Origin of the sequence: Streptomyces sp. NBC_00523 (assembly GCF_036346615.1) — a bacterium.
Lineage (GTDB): Bacteria > Actinomycetota > Actinomycetes > Streptomycetales > Streptomycetaceae > Streptomyces.
Genome location: NZ_CP107836.1, coordinates 2,902,776 through 2,919,204, shown reverse-complemented (window position 1 = coordinate 2,919,204; position 16,429 = coordinate 2,902,776). Strand labels below are relative to the sequence as shown.

Below are 16,429 nucleotides of genomic sequence, written 5' to 3'. Positions count from 1 at the left end.
CATGAGGCGGCCTTAACTTCACGGCACTTACCCGGTTCAGTAACTCCGCTCGGCAGGGACGGCGGGGAGAAGGAGGGACGATGGGCACGGGATTCCGGGGACGGATCGCGGCCACGCTCGCCGTGATCGCACTCGCCGCCACCGCGTGCACGGGGGGCGGTTCTTCGGGCGGCACGGGCGGTACCGGCGGTGGGGGAGGCGGCGCTCTTCCCCGTAACGAGACGCTCTACACCACCGGCACCCAGTGGGGGCCGCCCGCCAACTACAACCCGCTGCACAACTGGGACCACGCCACCGGCACCAAGGGCCTCGTCTACGAGACCCTGTTCCACTTCGACCCCAACGCGGGCAAGCTCACGCCCTGGCTCGCCGAGTCCGGCAGCTGGACCGGGGACAAGACCTACGAGGTGAAGCTGCGCCCCGGCATCAAGTGGTCCGACGGCAAGCCCCTCACCGCGAAGGACGTCGCCTACTCCTACGGGATCGGGAAGATCGAGGCGTCCGCCTTCCACAGCCTGTGGAGCTGGCTCTCCGGCGCCGAGGCGGTCGACGCCACCACGGTCCGCTTCACCTTCAAGGAGGCCCGCTACCAGGAGTGGGACTTCACGCTCTACGGGCAGCCCGTCGTTCCCGAACACATCTGGGGCAAGCGTTCCGAGAAGGAGGTCCTGGACGGCGTCAACGACAAGCCCGTCGGCACCGGCGCGTACACGCTCAAGAGCCACACCCAGGACCGGGTCGTCTGGCAGCGGCGCGACGACTGGTGGGGCGTCAAGGCGCTCTCCATGAAGCCCGCGCCCCGCTACATCGTGGACGTGTCCAACCCCAGCAACGAGGTCGTCATCGGCCAGCTCGGCCAGAACCAGCTGGACCTGAGCAACAACTTCCTGCCCGGCGCCGCCTCCCTGGTCAAGAGCAAGAAGGTCGTCTCGTACTACGACGAGCCGCCCTACATGCTCTCCGCCAACACCGCCTGGCTGGTGCCCAACACCACGAAGAAGCCGATGGACGACGCGGCCTTCCGCAGGGCGCTCGCCGCGTCCGTCGACACCGGGAAGATCGTCAAGGGCGTGTACGGGGGCCTGGTCAAGGGCGCCGACCCGACCGGGCTGCTCCCGCAGTGGGACACGTACATCGACAAGGGCCTCGTCGCGAGCGAGGGCTTCACCTTCGACACCGCCAAGGCCAAGCAGATCCTCGCGGACGCCGGCTACAAGGACACCGACGGCGACGGCCTGGTGGAGAACAAGGACGGCTCGAAGATCAGCCTGAAGCTGGCTGTGCCCACCGGCTGGACCGACTGGATGGAGGCCGCGAAGGTCATCGCCTCGTCCGCCAAGGCCGCCGGAATCAAGGTCACCACCGAGTTCCCCGACGCCAACGCCCTCAACGAGCAGCGCGGCAAGGGCAACTTCGACCTCGTCGTCAACAACGAGCGCCAGCTCTCCAGCACCCCGTGGACGTACTACGAGTACATGTTCCAGCTGCCCGTCCAGAAGCAGCAGAACACCGTCAACTTCGGCCGCTACGAGAACGAGGACGCCTGGAAGCTCGTCCAGCAGCTCGGCGCGGTGAAGACCGACGACACCGAGGGCATGAAAAAGGTCATCTCGAAGATCCAGGACATCCAGCTGAAGGAGATGCCCGTCATCCCCCTCTGGTACAACGGCCTGTGGGCCCAGTCCACCACCGGCACCTGGACCAACTGGCCCTCGGACGCGCCCGGAGCGCCCAAGTACGCCCCCGCGATGTGGCGCAACTGGCTGGAGATGGGCGGCTTTGAAGCGCTTACGCAGCTGAAGCCCGCCAAGTGACACGGCAGTTCTGAGAGCGGCCGGCTCCCGAGGGGGCTCTTCCCCCGGCCGGCCGCTCCCATTCCACGACCGCCCCGCCGTGCGCGCCGACCTGACCGCCGACCGTACGGCGGGGCTCTCTCCGGGGAGCCCTCTTGCGCCGCTACTTCGCCCGCAAACTACTCATCTACGCGCTGACCTTCGTCGTCGCCGTCACCGTCAACTGGATGATCCCGCGCTTCATGCCCGGCGACCCGGTCGCCGCCATGGTGGCCCGCGCCCGGGTCTCGCAGCCCGAGGCCGTCGAGGCCATGCGCGCCTACTACAACAACCTCTTCGGCTTCGACGAGCCCGTCTGGCAGCAGTACCTGCACTTCTGGAGCGCCCTCCTCCAGGGCGACTTCGGTCTCTCCATCTGGGTGTTCCCCAAACCCGTCGCCGACGTCCTGCTCGACGCACTCCCGTACACGCTCGGGCTGATGATTCCCGCCGTCCTGCTCAGCTGGTTCGTTGGGAACTGGGCCGGGGCGCTCGCCGCCCGGCGCAAGGTGCTCGACAACACCGTGCTCCCGGCCGGCTATCTGCTCACCGCCATGCCCTACATGTGGATCGCCGTCATCCTCGCCTGGGCGCTCGGCTCCAAGGCGGGCTGGTTCCCGCTCTCCGGCGGCTACAGCCTCGACATCCAGCCCACCTGGTCCTTCGCCTTCGCGACGGACCTGTTCCAGCACTGGGTGCTGCCGTTCCTGTCGCTCTTCCTGGTCGCACTCGGCGGCTGGGCGATCGGCATGCGCAACATGATCATCTACGAGCTGGAGTCGGACTACTCCAACTACCTCTCGGCCCTCGGCGCACCCCAGCGCCTCATCCGCCGCTACGCCTTCCGCAACGCCGTCCTGCCCCAGATCACCGGGCTCGCCCTCCAACTGGGCGTCCTGGTCGCCGGAGCGCTCGTCACGGAGATCGTCTTCGCGTACCCCGGACTCGGCTCGCTCATCCTCGCCGCGATCCAGAACCAGGACTTCTTCCTGCTCCAGGGCGCGTTCCTGTTCATCGTCATCGGCGTCCTGATCGCCAACTTCCTCATCGACATCGTGTACGTCGTGGTCGACCCCCGTACCCGTACCGGCATGGCAGGAGGCCAGTCATGAGCACCGTGCCCGAACCGGCCACCGAACCCGCCGCGCCCTCCGCGCCTGCCGCCCGGCCCGGCCGCGAGACGCTGCACTACGCCGTCCGCAACCCGAAGCTGCTCATCGGGTTCACCGTCGTCGTGCTGCTCCTGCTCGTCGGGATCGTCGGCCCCCCGCTCCTCGACAACGCCGACCCCAACGAGTACGTCGGCCCGCAGGCCGCGCCGCCGGACGGCACGTACTGGATGGGCACCACCACCTTCGGGCAGGACGTCTACGCCCAGTTCGTGCACGGGCTGCGCTCGACGTTCCTGGTCGGTGTCGTCGGCGGGGCCATCGCCGCCGCGATCGCCATGCTCGTCGGCTTCCTGGCCGGCTATCGAGGGGGTGCGGTGGACGAGATCCTCAACATGCTCACCAACGTCGTCCTGGTGCTGCCCGCGCTCGCCGTCCTGCTCATCATCAACGCGTACCTCGGGGTCCGCTCGGTGCCCGTGCAGGGGCTGTTCATCGGGCTCACCTCCTGGCCGTGGGCGGCCCGGGCCATCCGGGCGCAGACCTTCTCGCTGCGCACCCGGGAGTTCGTGGACCTGGCCCGGCTCAGCGGCAGCGGCACCTGGCGGATCATCTTCCGCGAGATCGCGCCCAACATGAGCTCGTACCTCTTCATGATGTTCATCCTGCTGTTCGGCGGCTCGGTCCTGATCGCCTCCTCGCTCGACTTCATCGGACTCGGCCCCACCGAGGGCGTCTCGCTCGGGCTGATGCTCCAGAGCGCCCAGCAGTGGAGCGCCCTCCAACTCGGCATGTGGTGGTGGTTCGTCCCGCCGGGCGCCGGGATCACCGCGATCGTCGGAGCGCTGTACGTCGCCAACGTCGGCCTCGACGAGGTCTTCAACCCCAAGCTGCGGGAGGCCTGACCATGACCGCGACCGCTCTCCGGGAGGTCTGAGCGCATGACCCTGACCGTGACCGACCTCCGGGTCCACTACCGCACCCTGCGCGGTGAGGTGAGGGCCCTGGACGGCGTCTCCTTCGACCTTGCCGACGGGGAGATCCTGGGCCTCGCCGGTGAGTCCGGGTGCGGCAAGAGCACGCTCGGCAAGTCGCTGATCCGCCTCGACGGCCGGATGCGGCACGCCGGCGGCACCGTCACGCTGGACGGCGACGACGTGCCCGTGGCCGACGACCGGGCGATGAACGCCTTCCGCTTCCACCGGATCTCGCTCGTCCCGCAGTACTCCATGAGCGCCCTCAACCCGACCCGCCGCATCGGCCGCATGATCCGCGAGCTGCTGGCGTCGCGCGGCGCGAGCGTGGACACCGCCGAACTGCACCGCAGGCTCGACCTGGTGGGCCTGGACCACGACGTCCTGGACCGCTACCCGATCGAGCTGTCCGGCGGGATGAAGCAGCGCACCGTCATGGTGATCTCCACCCTGCTCGACCCGTCCGTCCTCATCGCCGACGAGGTCACCTCCGCGCTCGACGTCTCCACCCAGCGCGCCGTCGTCGGCGCGCTCACCGGGCTGCGCGACAAGGGCCTGGTCACCAGCATGATCTTCGTGACCCACGACCTCGGGCTCACCTCGCACATCGCGGACTCGATCATGGTCATGTACGCGGGCAAGCTCGCCGAGAAGGCGCCCACGAAGACCCTGACGACCGCGCCCCGCCACCCGTACACCAAGCTCCTGCTCGGCGCGCTCCCCGAGGTCGGGGCCCGGCACGCCGACCGGCCCCTCACGGGCATCGCCGGAGCCCCGCCCTCGCTCCTGAACCCCCCGGCCGGCTGCCGCTTCCGCGACCGCTGCCCCGTCGCGGACGAGCGCTGCGCCGAGGAGCCCCCGGTGACCGAGATCGCCCCCCGCCACTCCGTCGCATGCTGGAAGGCCTGATGCTGACCCTCGACCACGTCACCAAGACCTACCGGGCCGGGGCGTTCGGCGGCGGCTCCGTCACCGCCGTCGACCGGGTCTCCTTCACGGCCGAGCCCGGCGAGGTCGTCTCCCTCATCGGCGAGAGCGGCAGCGGCAAGTCCACCATCGGCCGCATGATCCTCGGCCTCACCGGCGTCAGCTCCGGCACCCTCACCCTGGACGGGCAGCGGGTGCGGCCGGGCAAGGACTTCTACCGCCGCGTCCAGGGCGTCTTCCAGGACCCCTTCTCCTGCTACAACCCGGTCTTCCGCGCGGACCGCGTCTTCGACCTGGTCCGCCGCGCGTACCACCCGGGCGTCCGCGACGCGGAGTGGGCCGACCGCGTCGAGATGGCGGTACGCGATGTGCGCCTGGACCCCGCACAGGTCCTCGGCCGCTACCCGCACCAGCTCAGCGGCGGCCAGCTGCAACGGCTCCTCATCGCCCGCGCCCTCCTGCTCGATCTGAGCTTCCTGGTCGCCGACGAGATCACCAGCATGCTCGACGCCTCCACCCGCATCGACGTCCTCAACCTCCTGGCCGGGCTCAAGGAACGCGGCCTCGGCGTCCTCTACATCACGCACGACCTCGCGCTCGGCACGTACCTCGCGGAGAAGACGGTGGTGCTGCGCCGGGGCCGGGTGGTCGAACGCGGCGACACCCAGAAGGTGTTCGGCAGCCCTCTCCACCCGTACACCCGCACCCTGCTCGCCGCCGTGCCCCGCCTCAACCAGCCGTGGGACCCGCCGGAGCCGGTACGTTCGTGTGCCTTCCACGAGGGGGGTGGCGGCGCCACCACCGACCTGTACGAGACCGAGCCGGACCACTTCGTCGCCTGTGCCCAGCTCCCCGACTGCGGAAGGACCCCCGCGTGACCCTTCGCCACCTGCCCCTGCACGACGGCTGGACGCTCCACCCGGCCGGACCCGTGCCCTCCGGGCTCCCCACAGGAGGCGTTCCCGACGGCATCCCCGCCACCGTTCCCGGCTGCGTCCACACGGACCTGCTGGCCGCCGGGCTCATCGAGGATCCGTATCTGGACGACAACGAGAACCGGCTCGGCTGGATCGGCCGCACCGACTGGACCTACCGCACCACCTTCGACTGGACGCCGGACGGCCACGACCACGCCGCCCTGTGCTTCGACGGCCTCGACACGGTCGCGACGATCCTGCTCAACGGGACGGAGATCGGCCGGACGGCGAATCAGCACCGGTCGTACCGTTTTCCCGTGCGCGATCTTTTGAGCGAGGGTAGAAATACCCTCGACGTAACTTTCACCGCGCCGTATACCTACGCCGAGGAACTCCGCGACCGCCTCGGCGACCGCCCCGGCGCCTACGCGGAGCCGTACGCCTTCATCCGCAAGATGGCCTGCAACTTCGGCTGGGACTGGGGTCCGACGCTCGTCACGTCCGGCATCTGGCGTCCGGTCGCCCTGGAGATGTGGAGCGGTCCGCGCATCGCCTCCGTGAAGCTGCTGCCCGACCTGGACCCGGAGGGCGTGCCGTTCCTGACCGCCGAGGTGGAGATCGAGCACGACGGCCTGGAAGCGGTCTCGGGTTCGGTCGGCGTGGTCGGCGCGGGGTCCCTCTTCATCCTCTCCGAGGACGAGCACCGCGTGCGGGTCAGTCTCTCCGTTCCGCAGGCCGAGCCCTGGTGGCCGCACAGCCACGGCGCACAGCCGCTGTACGAGGTGGAGGTCCGCGTCGGTGACCACGTCCGCCACCTCCGCACGGGGTTCCGGTCCGTCACGCTCGAAGAGGGGGCGTTCCGGATCTCCGTGAACGACCAGCCGGTCTTCGTGCGCGGGGTGAACTGGATTCCCGAGGACTGTTTCCCGTCCCGCCTGACCCGGCAGCAGCTCTCCGACCGCCTCGACCAGGCCGTCGCCGCCCACGTCAACCTGGTCCGGGTGTGGGGCGGCGGGCTCTACGAGAGCGACGACTTCTACGAACTGTGCGACGAGAAGGGGCTCCTGGTCTGGCAGGACTTCCCGTTCGCCTGCGCCGCGTACCCGGAGGAGCAGCCGCTGTGGGACGAGGTGGCGGCCGAGGCGCGCGAGAACGTCACCCGTCTGGCCCCGCACCCTTCCCTCGTCCTGTGGTGCGGAAACAACGAGAACCTGGAGGGCCACGCCGACTGGGGCTGGCAGAAGGAGCTCGGCGACCGCACCTGGGGCCACGGCTACTACCACCGGCTGCTGCCCGGGATCGTCGCCGAGACCGACCCGACGCGCCCGTACTGGCCGGGATCGCCGTACTCCGGCAGCCCCGACGCCCACCCCCAGGACCCGGAGCGCGGCACGATCCACATCTGGGACGTGTGGAACCGCGCCGACTACCGCGCGTACGCCGACCGGGTGCCGCGCTTCGTCGCGGAGTTCGGCTTCCAGGGGCCGCCCGCGTACGCCACACTCCGCCGCGCGGTCAGCGGCCCGCTCGCCCCCGGCGCCCCGCTCCTGGCCCACCACCAGAAGGCCGAGGACGGCGACGCGAAGCTGCTGCGCGGCCTGGGCGACCATCTGCCGCAGCCGGGCCCGGACTTCGACGACTGGCACTGGCTCACCCAGCTCAACCAGGCCCGCGCCGTCGCGTTCGGCATCCGCCACTTCCGCTCCCACGCCCCGTACTGCATGGGCACGATCGTCTGGCAGCTCAACGACTGCTGGCCGGTCGTCTCCTGGTCGGCGGTCGACGGCGACGGCCGCCGCAAGCCCCTCTGGCACGCGCTGCGTGCGGTGTACGAGGACCACCTGATCGCCGTCCGCGACGGCTCCGTCCATCTGGTCAACGACACGGCGGCCCCCTGGGCGGGCACCCTGCGCCTGACCCGGCACGCCCTGGACGGCACGGTCCTGGCCGAGGAGGCCCTGCCGGTGACCACGGCCGCCCGCGCCACGACAAGCGTCCCGCTGCCCGCCTCGCTCGCGACGCCGGCCGACCCGGCCCGCGAACTCCTCGTCGCCCGCCTGGACGACACCAGGGCCCTGCACTTCCACGAGGAGGACACGCGACTCGCCCTGCCGCCTGCGCGCTACGGGGTGACGGTGACCGAGGAGGAGGGCGCCCCGACCCCCACGTACCGCGTCGAGGTGACGGCGGAGACCTTTCTCCGGGACCTCTGCCTCTTCCCCGACCGCCTCCACCCGGACGCCGAGGCCGACACCATGCTTGTCACGCTCCTCCCGGGCGAGAGCACCACGATCCGGGTCACGGGCGCGGTGCTGGAGGACCCGTCCGCGCTGGCGACTCGCCCGGTGCTGCGGTGCGTGAACGACCTGATCGCAACCTAAAATCAGCCACGAGGTGGCGCGCCCCTGGCGATCGGTGGCGCGCCCCTGGCGAAACGACTGTGTCGGTGCGGCGACTTTCCGTCAATTCGCCCGGCACCCCCGCACTGCCGCCATCTTGCCCGGGCATGTGGGTATGCCTCCGACGTGCGCTGACGGGGACTCAAGAGATCGATAAATAAGACAACATCGAGCCACTGTTCGGCTGATCGGACCGAGCCCCCCGGATAGGGTCATGTGCCAACGCGGAGCCGCGCGCCAAGCCCGGATGGTGGAATGCAGACACGGCGAGCTTAAACCTCGCTGCCCCTCGGGGGCGTACCGGTTCGAGTCCGGTTCCGGGCACCATCGCGTAGCAAGTCCCAAGCCATCGGGTACCCGGAACGATCACCTCCGAACCACGCAATCGGCAACCTTCACGAAGCGGCCGCCCCGTTGTCAGTGCCCGGTGGTGTCATGGCCGTACGGATGGCGACGGAACGGGGTGGGGTCGTGGGGACCTGGGGTGCGGGAAACTTTGACAGTGATACCGCGGCGGATCATCTTTCCGGGCTTGTGGGGCGGCTCGTCGCCGAGGTGGGCGAGGCGCTGGGCGGGGATCCCGGGGGGATCGAGCCCGATGAGTACGACGGGGTGGCCGTCCCCTGCAATCTGGAGCTGCTGCTTCTCCTGCACTCGCGCGGCTGGGTCGGTGTGACCCTGCCCGCGCCGGAGGTCGTCCGGGGGTGGCGGGACGCGTACATGGCGGTGTGGGAGCGGACCATCGACGGGCTGGAGCCTGTCGAGGGGTTCAAGGACGAGCGGCGGGCCGTGCTGGTGGCGACCTTCGACCGGCTGGCGGAGGCCGCGGCGGGGCAGCGGGAGTCCACGGGCTGAGAAACGCGGTGGGTCCGGGGCCGCCCGACCGGCAGGTTGGGCTCATGACGGATACGGATCAGTTCAAGCGCGACCTGCGGCTCTATCTCCAGGACGCCCGCGACGCCTTCCTCTGGAAGCTCGACGGGCTGTCCGAGTACGACGTCCGGCGCCCCCTCACCCCCACCGGGACCAATCTGCTCGGGCTCGTCAAGCATGTGACCGGAGCCGAGGCGTTCTACCTCGGGACCGTCTTCGGGCGGCCCGTCGACGCGCCGGGCCTCTGGATCGCCGGGGACGCCGAGCCGAACGCCGATCTGTGGGCCACGGCCGACGAGTCCCGTGAGGAGATCACCGGGCGGTACCGCCGGGTGTGGGCGCACTCCGACGCGACCGTGGAGGCGTTCGGGCTGGACGCGAGGGGCGCCCTTCCCGGGGAGGGCGGGCCGGAGCTCTCGCTGCACCGCGTCCTCGTCCATCTCGTCGCCGAGACCCAGCGCCATGCCGGGCACGCCGACGTCGTCCGGGAGCTGATCGACGGGGCGACCGGGCTGCGGCGCGGGAGCGAGGACATGGCGCCCGGCGACGAGGCATGGTGGCGTGGCCACCGGGAAAGGGTGGAGAGCGCGGCCCGGGAAGCGGGCGGACGTACCGCAGGGTGACCGCGCGCGGCCGGTCCGTTCGGAGAAAGATCCTCCTTCGGCACTAGGCTGATTGCTTTGCCTACCCATTACTCTTGTGGGAAGGCCACGCTGGGTGGCCATGGAGGAGTGAGATGAGGAGCAGCAACCCGGTCTTCTCGCGACGGGGCTTCAGCCGCGACAACGGTTACGCGGGCTTCAACGCGGCGCCGCAGGCCGGGGCCCCCGCAGCGGGTGCCAACCCGTACGCACAGGGCACCGCCCCGAACCCGTACGCGACCAACCCCTACGCCCCCACGGGCGCCCCCGCGCCGGCCCGTACCGGCGCGATGACCATCGACGACGTCGTCACGCGCACGGCGATGACGCTGGGCACGGTCGTGCTCGGTGCCGCGCTCGCCTGGGCGCTCCTGCCGGTGGACGAGGCGAACCTCAACAAGTCGTACGGCATCGCCATCGGCGCCGCGATCATCGCGTTCGTGCTGTCGCTCGTCCAGTCGTTCAAGCGCAAGCCCGTTCCCGCGCTGATCATCGCCTATGCCGCCTTCGAGGGTGTCTTCCTCGGCGTCATCTCCAGCGCGGTCAGCACGTACATCGGGCCCGGCGTCGTGATGCAGGCGGTGATGGGCACCATGTGTGTCTTCGCCGGTGTGCTGCTCGCGTACAAGATGCGCTGGATCCGCGTCACCCGCCGGTTCTACGGCTTCGTGATGGCCGCCGCCATGGGCTTCATGCTCCTGATGGTCGTCAACCTGCTGTTCGCCGCCTTCGGCGGCGGTGACGGCCTCGGCTTCCGCAGCGGTGGCCTCGGCATCCTCTTCGGCGTCATCGGCATCATCCTCGGCGCCTGCTTCCTGGCCCTCGACTTCAAGCAGGTCGAGGACGGCATCGCGTACGGCGCTCCGCGCGAGGAGTCCTGGCTGGCCGCCTTCGGCCTCACCATGACCCTGGTGTGGATCTACCTGGAGATGCTCCGCCTGCTCTCCATCCTCAGCGGCGACGACTGATCGCCCCCGGCGCACGCGTAAGCGGCCCGCGGTCTCCCTCCGGAGGCCGCGGGCCGCTGCCGTCTGTACGGCGATAGGGTCGCGGGGTGCTCGATACGACGCCCCTGATCATCGCCGTGGACCGATTCGCCGACCGGCTGCGCGCCGCCCCGCAGAGCAGGCTGCAGCGGGGAGCGGCGGCCCAGGGCCTCGCCGCCGCGCGTGAGCTGTCGGCGCGGGCCCAGCACGCCGAGGAGCCCGGCCGGGAGCCCAGGGTGATGCCGGACGCCGGGGTCTTCGTCGTCGGCGACCAGCTCGCCGTCGCCGGCCGGGACCTGGCCGTGGCACTGGAAACGGCCCCGTCCGAAGAGCTGGACGAGGCCGTGCGATGCGTCGAGGAGGCGGCCGCGCGGGCCTTCGCGTAGGGCGCGCGGCGCGCAGGGAGGCGGCAGCCTCCCCGTAAAGCCGGGGACCGACGTCGGGGCGGGCTCAGAAGCTCGCTATGACGCGGTCGGCGAGTATGTACACGTTCTCCTTGCCGCAGGAGAACGTCAGCGCGTACGCGCCCGAGACGCCGGAGCCGCCCAGCAGTACCGGGTGCTCGCCCGCGCGCAGCGACTCGGCCAGGCGCTCGGCCGTCTCGCGGTGGCCGGGGGTCATACAGAGCGTCGTACCGTCGGCGAACACGTACACGTCGAGCGTGCCGAGCGGGCCCGGGCGCACGTCGGACAGCTCCGTGCGGCTGTCCGCCAGCTCCTCCAGGCGGTTCACGGTGCGCTCGTGGTCGGTGACGACGGGCGTCTGTACGGGGACGAAGTCCGGGTGCGAGGGGTGGCGGCGGCGGGCCGCGGCCAGCTCGGGGGAGTCCTCGGCGAACTCCGTCTCCGGCAGCTCCGCCAGCTCGGTCAGCTCGTCCAGGGCCTCGGCCGCCTCGATGTCCATCGACTCCAGACCGGCGAAGTCGCTCTGGCGCGGCATGAAGAACGGGGCGTCCTCGCCCAGACCGGCCAGCCCGCCCAGCAGGGACGGGGCGTCGGCGGCGTCGCGCGCCTCCTGCGAGGCCCAGAACGCGCGGGCCTCGGCCAGCTCCCGCTCGCGTTCCTCGGCCAGCGCCTCGGCGACGGCCGCGCGTATTTCTTCGGCGGAGGTGGTGTCGTGACGGGTCTGAGGGGGTACAGCCGCTGTACGGGAGTGACCGTCGGCCAGCTCCTTCCGGAGCGCCGAGACCTGCCTGCGCAGCCCGTGAGCGGCGTGCAGAGCAGCGGCACCCACAGCCGTGGCAGCGGCGGTGGTCAGCAACAGGGCAATAGGCATGGCGCTCACTGACATACTCCCGGTTTCAATCGATCCCCCGACTTCCTACATCAGCTTGTGCCCTGACGGCACCATGTGTCAGTGCATTACGTCACGAAATGGACAGGACTTTGGGCCCTGTGTAAACCGCTGTTGTAGGTGTGACCTGCGCAAACGACTCTCCCCCAGGAGATAGATCACATCCTGGGGGAGATTCGGTCACGGTCGGGGCTCGGTGGCCCGCAGGGCCCCGAAACCCGTTCTGATCAGCTCGGACGCCGGCGTCAGCTCAGACGCTCGATGACCATGGCCATGCCCTGGCCGCCGCCGACGCACATCGTCTCCAGGCCGAACTGCTTGTCGTGGAACTGGAGGCTGTTGATCAGCGTGCCGGTGATCCGCGCGCCGGTCATGCCGAAGGGGTGGCCGACGGCGATGGCGCCACCGTTGACGTTGACCTTCTCCAGCGGCAGGCCGAGGTCGCGGTAGGACGGGATGACCTGGGCGGCGAACGCCTCGTTGATCTCGGCGAGGTCGATGTCGCCGACGGTCAGCCCGGCGCGCTTGAGCGCCTGCTTGCTGGCCTCGACCGGGCCGTAGCCCATGATCTCGGGGGAGAGGCCGGAGACGCCGGTGGAGACGATCCGGGCGAGCGGGGTCAGGCCCAGCTCGCGCGCCTTGGTGTCGGACATGATCACGAGCGCGGCGGCGCCGTCGTTGAGCGGGCAGCAGTTGCCCGCCGTGACCAGGCCGTCCGGGCGGAAGACCGGCTTCAGGCCCTGGACGCCCTCCAGCGTGACGCCCGCGCGCGGCCCGTCGTCCTTGGACACGACGGTTCCGTCCGGCGTGGTCACCGGGGTGATCTCGCGCTCCCAGAAGCCGTTCTTCAGGGCCTCCTCGGCGAGGTTCTGCGACCGTACGCCGAACTCGTCCATGTCCTGACGCGTCACGCCCTTCAGCCGGGCCAGGTTCTCCGCGGTCTGGCCCATCGAGATGTAGGCGTCCGGGACCAGGCCGTCCTCGCGCGGGTCGTGCCAGCTCGCACCGGACTCCTCGGCGCGGGCCGCGGTACGGGCCTCGGCGTCCGCGAAGAGCGGGTTGTGCGTGTCCGGGAGGCTGTCCGAGTTGCCCTTGGCGAAGCGGGACACCATCTCGACACCGGCCGAGATGAAGACGTCGCCCTCGCCGGCCTTGATGGCGTGCAGGGCCATGCGGCTGGTCTGCAGCGAGGACGAGCAGTAGCGGGTGACCGTACAGCCGGGAAGGTGGTCCATCCCCATCTGCACGGCGATGATGCGGCCCAGGTTGTTGCCCTGCTCGCCGCCGGGCAGACCGCAGCCGAGCATCAGGTCGTCGATGTCCTTCGGGTCCAGCTCGGGGACCTTGGCCAGCGCGGTCTGGATGATCGTCGCGGTCAGGTCGTCCGCGCGCAGGTCCTTGAGCGAGCCCTTGAAGGCCCGGCCGATGGGCGAACGGGCGGCAGAGACGATCACGGCTTCGGGCATCACGCGGCTCCATGGGGGCTGAGGGCGGACAGGCTGCCTGAGGGATCCGGCAGACCCGGCGGTACGGCACGACTGCTCTGGAAATTACCCGGACGTAGCGCCCGGGTCACCCGACCCGGCATGTGATGCGGGCCTCTTTTCTAAGCGAGCGCTCAGTCAATGGTCCCCCTTTCCGGGGCGCCCGCTCGGCCGGCGCACCCAGGCGTGCCTCGGTGAACCGTCCGCGTCCGTGTCCAGCCGGTGATCGAGGCGCGTCGATCCCCCGGGCTCCGGGTGCGGGTGGGGATGCGGCTCCGTGGCGGCGGGCAGACGCCGCCGCCTGCGGTGCTTGAGCAGGGCCCAGGGCGCCCGGGCCCCCGTGACCTCCGTTCCGGCCTCCTTGGCCGCCTGGGAGGCCGCCTTGGCCACCGGCAGCATGTCCTCGCGCCGTGCGCCGTCCAGCCGGTCCGACTCCGGCCACAGGCCGAGCACCGCGCACAGGGTCGGCAGCACCGCCATGGACGCGGTCGCGTACCCCTCGGCCGACGGGTGGTAGTTGTCCGGGCCGAACAGCTCCCGCGGGTTCTCCTCGAACTCCGGGCCGAGCAGGTCGCCCAGCGACACCGTGCGCCCGCCCTGCTCCACCGTGCCGATCGTCTGCGCCGCCGCCAGCTGCCGGCTCACCCGCCGGGCCAGCCAGCGCAGCGGCTGGTACACCGGCTCGATCGTCCCCAGGTCCGGACAGGTCCCGACGACGACCTCCGCCCCGGCCGTCCGCAGCCTGCGCACCGCCGTCGTCAGACAGCGCACCGACTGGGTCGCGGGCATCCGGTGCGTCACGTCGTTCGCCCCGATCATGATCACGCACACGTCCGGCGTCCGCGCCGGGTCCGCGAGCAGCAGCGAGACCTGCCGCTCTAGATCGTCCGACCGGGCCCCCGGAAGCGCGACGTTGCGCAGATCCACCGGCCGCTCGGACACCGCCGCGAGCCCCGAGGCCAGCAGCGCCCCGGGGGTGTGCCCGGCCCGCCGCACCCCCTGCCCGGCCGCCGTGGAGTCCCCGAGCAGCCCGAGGCGCAAGGGCTCCGCGGGGCCCGTGAACGCCACTCCGTACCGTCCGTCCGCGCTCGGCGGGACCGGGGCGGTACCCCCGCCCACCTGCCGCTTCGCCAGCTGGACCTCCGCCAGCAGGACGCCCACCGCCGCGGCGCCGAGCAGCCCGATGCTGCCCCCGCCGTAGGCAGCGCCCGCCGCGATCCGCCGTGCCACTCTCGCCGTCGACACAGTCCGGTCCACCTCCTCGTCCCACGTACCGCAGTAGAGCCGTACACAGAGCTACCTGCCCGCTACCGCCCGTCGTTCAATCGCGCCGCCCAATCCCGTGCCCGTACGCATACGCTTGCCGGACCATCTCGGAGACCCCGGAGTACACGGTGCAATTCCACGATTCGATGATCAGTCTCGTAGGCAATACCCCGCTGGTGAGGCTGCGCAGTGTCACGGCCGGCATCCAGGCGACGGTCCTGGCCAAGGTCGAGTACTTCAATCCCGGCGGGTCGGTCAAGGACCGCATCGCCCTGCGCATGATCGAGGCCGCCGAACAGAGCGGCGAGCTGAAGCCCGGCGGCACGATCGTCGAGCCGACGAGCGGCAACACGGGCGTGGGCCTGGCGATCGTCGCCCAGCAGAAGGGCTACAAGTGCGTCTTCGTCTGCCCGGACAAGGTGTCCACGGACAAGATCAACGTACTGCGCGCCTACGGAGCCGAGGTCGTCGTCTGCCCCACGGCGGTCGACCCCGAGCACCCCGACTCGTACTACAACGTCTCCGACCGGCTGGTCCGTGAGACGCCGGGCGCCTGGAAGCCCGACCAGTACTCCAACCCCAACAACCCGCGTTCGCACTACGAGACCACCGGTCCCGAGCTGTGGGAGCAGACGGAGGGGAAGATCACCCACTTCGTGGCGGGCGTCGGGACCGGCGGCACGATCAGCGGCACCGGCCGCTATCTCAAGGAGGCCAGCGGCGGCAGGGTCCAGGTCGTCGGCGCCGACCCGGAGGGCTCGGTCTACTCCGGCGGTTCCGGCCGGCCGTATCTCGTGGAGGGCGTCGGCGAGGACTTCTGGCCCTCCGCGTACGACCGGACGGTCACCGACGAGATCGTCGCCGTGTCCGACAAGGACTCCTTCCAGATGACCCGCCGGCTCGCCAAGGAGGAGGGGCTGCTCGTCGGCGGCTCCTGCGGCATGGCGGTCGTGGGGGCCCTGGAGGTCGCGAAGCGGCTCGGTCCCGAGGACGTGGTCGTCGTCCTGCTCCCGGACAGCGGGCGCGGCTACCTGTCGAAGATCTTCAACGACGAGTGGATGGCGGACTACGGCTTCCTGGAGGACAGCGGCCCCTCGGCGCGGGTCGCGGACGTCCTGAACCACAAGGAGGGGCCGATCCCCACCCTCGTCCACATGCACCCGGAGGAGACGGTCGGCGAGGCGATCGACGTACTGCGCGAGTACGGCGTCTCGCAGATGCCGATCGTGAAGCCCGGCGCGGGCCACCCGGACGTGATGGCCGCCGAGGTCATCGGCTCGGTCGTGGAGCGCGAGCTGCTGAACGCCCTGTTCGCCCAGCGCGCCTCGCTCAGCGACCCGCTGGAGAAGCACATGTCGCCGCCGCTGCCGCAGGTCGGCTCCGGCGAGCCGGTCGAGGACCTGATGGCGGTGCTCGGCGGCACCGGCGCGGCGGACGCGGCGATCGTGCTGGTGGAGGGCAAGCCGAAGGGCGTCGTCAGCCGCCAGGACCTGCTGGCGTACCTGGCGAAGGACGCCCCGGCCGCCGCGAAGTAGCCGGTGGCCGTGTAAGCAGCCGGGTGGCCGCGCCCTTCGCGAAAACGGTACGTGCGTGTCACGTGGGCGCAGCACCGGCTTAACACGGCTCCGGCACATTGGTGGATGTCGGCAGGGAAACCCGCCGGCACCGGAACGGCGACAACGGACTACGGAGCGGCTCCCGGACCTCCACCGTCGCCCGGACGCGTCA

Annotated in this window: 14 protein-coding genes and 1 tRNA gene; 12 read left to right on the top strand and 3 right to left on the bottom strand. The window is 70.5% G+C overall.

Annotation, left to right across the window (positions count from 1 at the left end; translation table 11 throughout):
• Positions 1–80 precede the first annotated feature (80 nt).
• The 11 genes from OHS17_RS13065 to OHS17_RS13015 all read left to right on the top strand — a co-directional run bounded on the left by OHS17_RS13065 (position 81) and on the right by OHS17_RS13015 (position 11,044).
• Entirely contained in the window at positions 81–1,814 is a 1,734-nt protein-coding gene (locus OHS17_RS13065; protein WP_330312302.1) for an ABC transporter substrate-binding protein, read from the top strand.
• A 134-nt stretch (positions 1,815–1,948) separates the two neighbouring features.
• Positions 1,949–2,944: an ABC transporter permease gene (locus OHS17_RS13060; RefSeq protein WP_330312301.1), complete on the top strand. Its 996-nt coding sequence runs from the start codon at positions 1,949–1,951 to the stop codon at positions 2,942–2,944.
• Positions 2,941–3,846, top strand: coding sequence for an ABC transporter permease (locus OHS17_RS13055; protein WP_330312300.1), 906 nt, complete (start codon positions 2,941–2,943; stop codon positions 3,844–3,846). Before OHS17_RS13060 ends, OHS17_RS13055 begins: the two co-directional genes overlap by 4 nt.
• A gap of 36 nt (positions 3,847–3,882) precedes the next feature.
• On the top strand, positions 3,883–4,824 hold the full coding sequence (locus tag OHS17_RS13050; protein WP_018104062.1) for an ABC transporter ATP-binding protein: 942 nt from the start codon (positions 3,883–3,885) through the stop codon (positions 4,822–4,824).
• The gene (locus OHS17_RS13045) at positions 4,809–5,720 is read left to right on the top strand and encodes an ATP-binding cassette domain-containing protein (protein ID WP_330312299.1); all 912 of its coding nucleotides are present in this window, start codon (positions 4,809–4,811) and stop codon (positions 5,718–5,720) included. Before OHS17_RS13050 ends, OHS17_RS13045 begins: the two co-directional genes overlap by 16 nt.
• Entirely contained in the window at positions 5,717–8,140 is a 2,424-nt protein-coding gene (locus OHS17_RS13040; protein WP_330312298.1) for a glycoside hydrolase family 2 protein, read from the top strand. Before OHS17_RS13045 ends, OHS17_RS13040 begins: the two co-directional genes overlap by 4 nt.
• 259 nt (positions 8,141–8,399) lie before the next feature.
• A tRNA-Leu gene (locus OHS17_RS13035) sits at positions 8,400–8,485 on the top strand.
• Positions 8,486–8,692: 207 nt separating this feature from the next.
• Positions 8,693–9,013, top strand: coding sequence for a hypothetical protein (locus OHS17_RS13030; protein ID WP_383166939.1), 321 nt, complete (start codon positions 8,693–8,695; stop codon positions 9,011–9,013).
• A gap of 44 nt (positions 9,014–9,057) precedes the next feature.
• Positions 9,058–9,654 carry a DinB family protein gene (locus tag OHS17_RS13025; RefSeq protein WP_330312296.1) on the top strand — a complete coding sequence of 199 codons (597 nt, stop codon included), beginning with the start codon at positions 9,058–9,060 and terminating at the stop codon, positions 9,652–9,654.
• A 113-nt stretch (positions 9,655–9,767) separates the two neighbouring features.
• Positions 9,768–10,640 (top strand): Bax inhibitor-1/YccA family protein, encoded by an 873-nt coding sequence (locus tag OHS17_RS13020; RefSeq protein WP_330312295.1) that lies wholly within the window; start codon positions 9,768–9,770, stop codon positions 10,638–10,640.
• Between the two features lie 86 nt (positions 10,641–10,726).
• Positions 10,727–11,044: a hypothetical protein gene (locus OHS17_RS13015; RefSeq protein WP_330312294.1), complete on the top strand. Its 318-nt coding sequence runs from the start codon at positions 10,727–10,729 to the stop codon at positions 11,042–11,044.
• 64 nt (positions 11,045–11,108) lie between these two features.
• On the opposite strand, the gene OHS17_RS13010 is transcribed toward OHS17_RS13015, so the two are convergent.
• The 3 genes from OHS17_RS13010 to OHS17_RS13000 all read right to left on the bottom strand — a co-directional run bounded on the left by OHS17_RS13010 (position 11,109) and on the right by OHS17_RS13000 (position 14,665).
• Positions 11,109–11,918, bottom strand: a complete 810-nt coding sequence (locus tag OHS17_RS13010) for a hypothetical protein (RefSeq protein ID WP_161212739.1) — start codon at positions 11,916–11,918, stop codon at positions 11,109–11,111.
• Positions 11,919–12,196: 278 nt separating this feature from the next.
• Positions 12,197–13,417, bottom strand: coding sequence for an acetyl-CoA C-acetyltransferase (locus tag OHS17_RS13005; RefSeq protein WP_018104054.1), 1,221 nt, complete (start codon positions 13,415–13,417; stop codon positions 12,197–12,199).
• A 156-nt stretch (positions 13,418–13,573) separates the two neighbouring features.
• Positions 13,574–14,665: an SGNH/GDSL hydrolase family protein gene (locus tag OHS17_RS13000; protein ID WP_330315243.1), complete on the bottom strand. Its 1,092-nt coding sequence runs from the start codon at positions 14,663–14,665 to the stop codon at positions 13,574–13,576.
• A 164-nt stretch (positions 14,666–14,829) separates the two neighbouring features.
• On the opposite strand from OHS17_RS13000, the gene OHS17_RS12995 reads away from it, so the two are divergent.
• Positions 14,830–16,236, top strand: a complete 1,407-nt coding sequence (locus OHS17_RS12995) for a cystathionine beta-synthase (protein ID WP_073864839.1) — start codon at positions 14,830–14,832, stop codon at positions 16,234–16,236.
• The last annotated feature ends 193 nt before the right edge of the window (positions 16,237–16,429 follow it).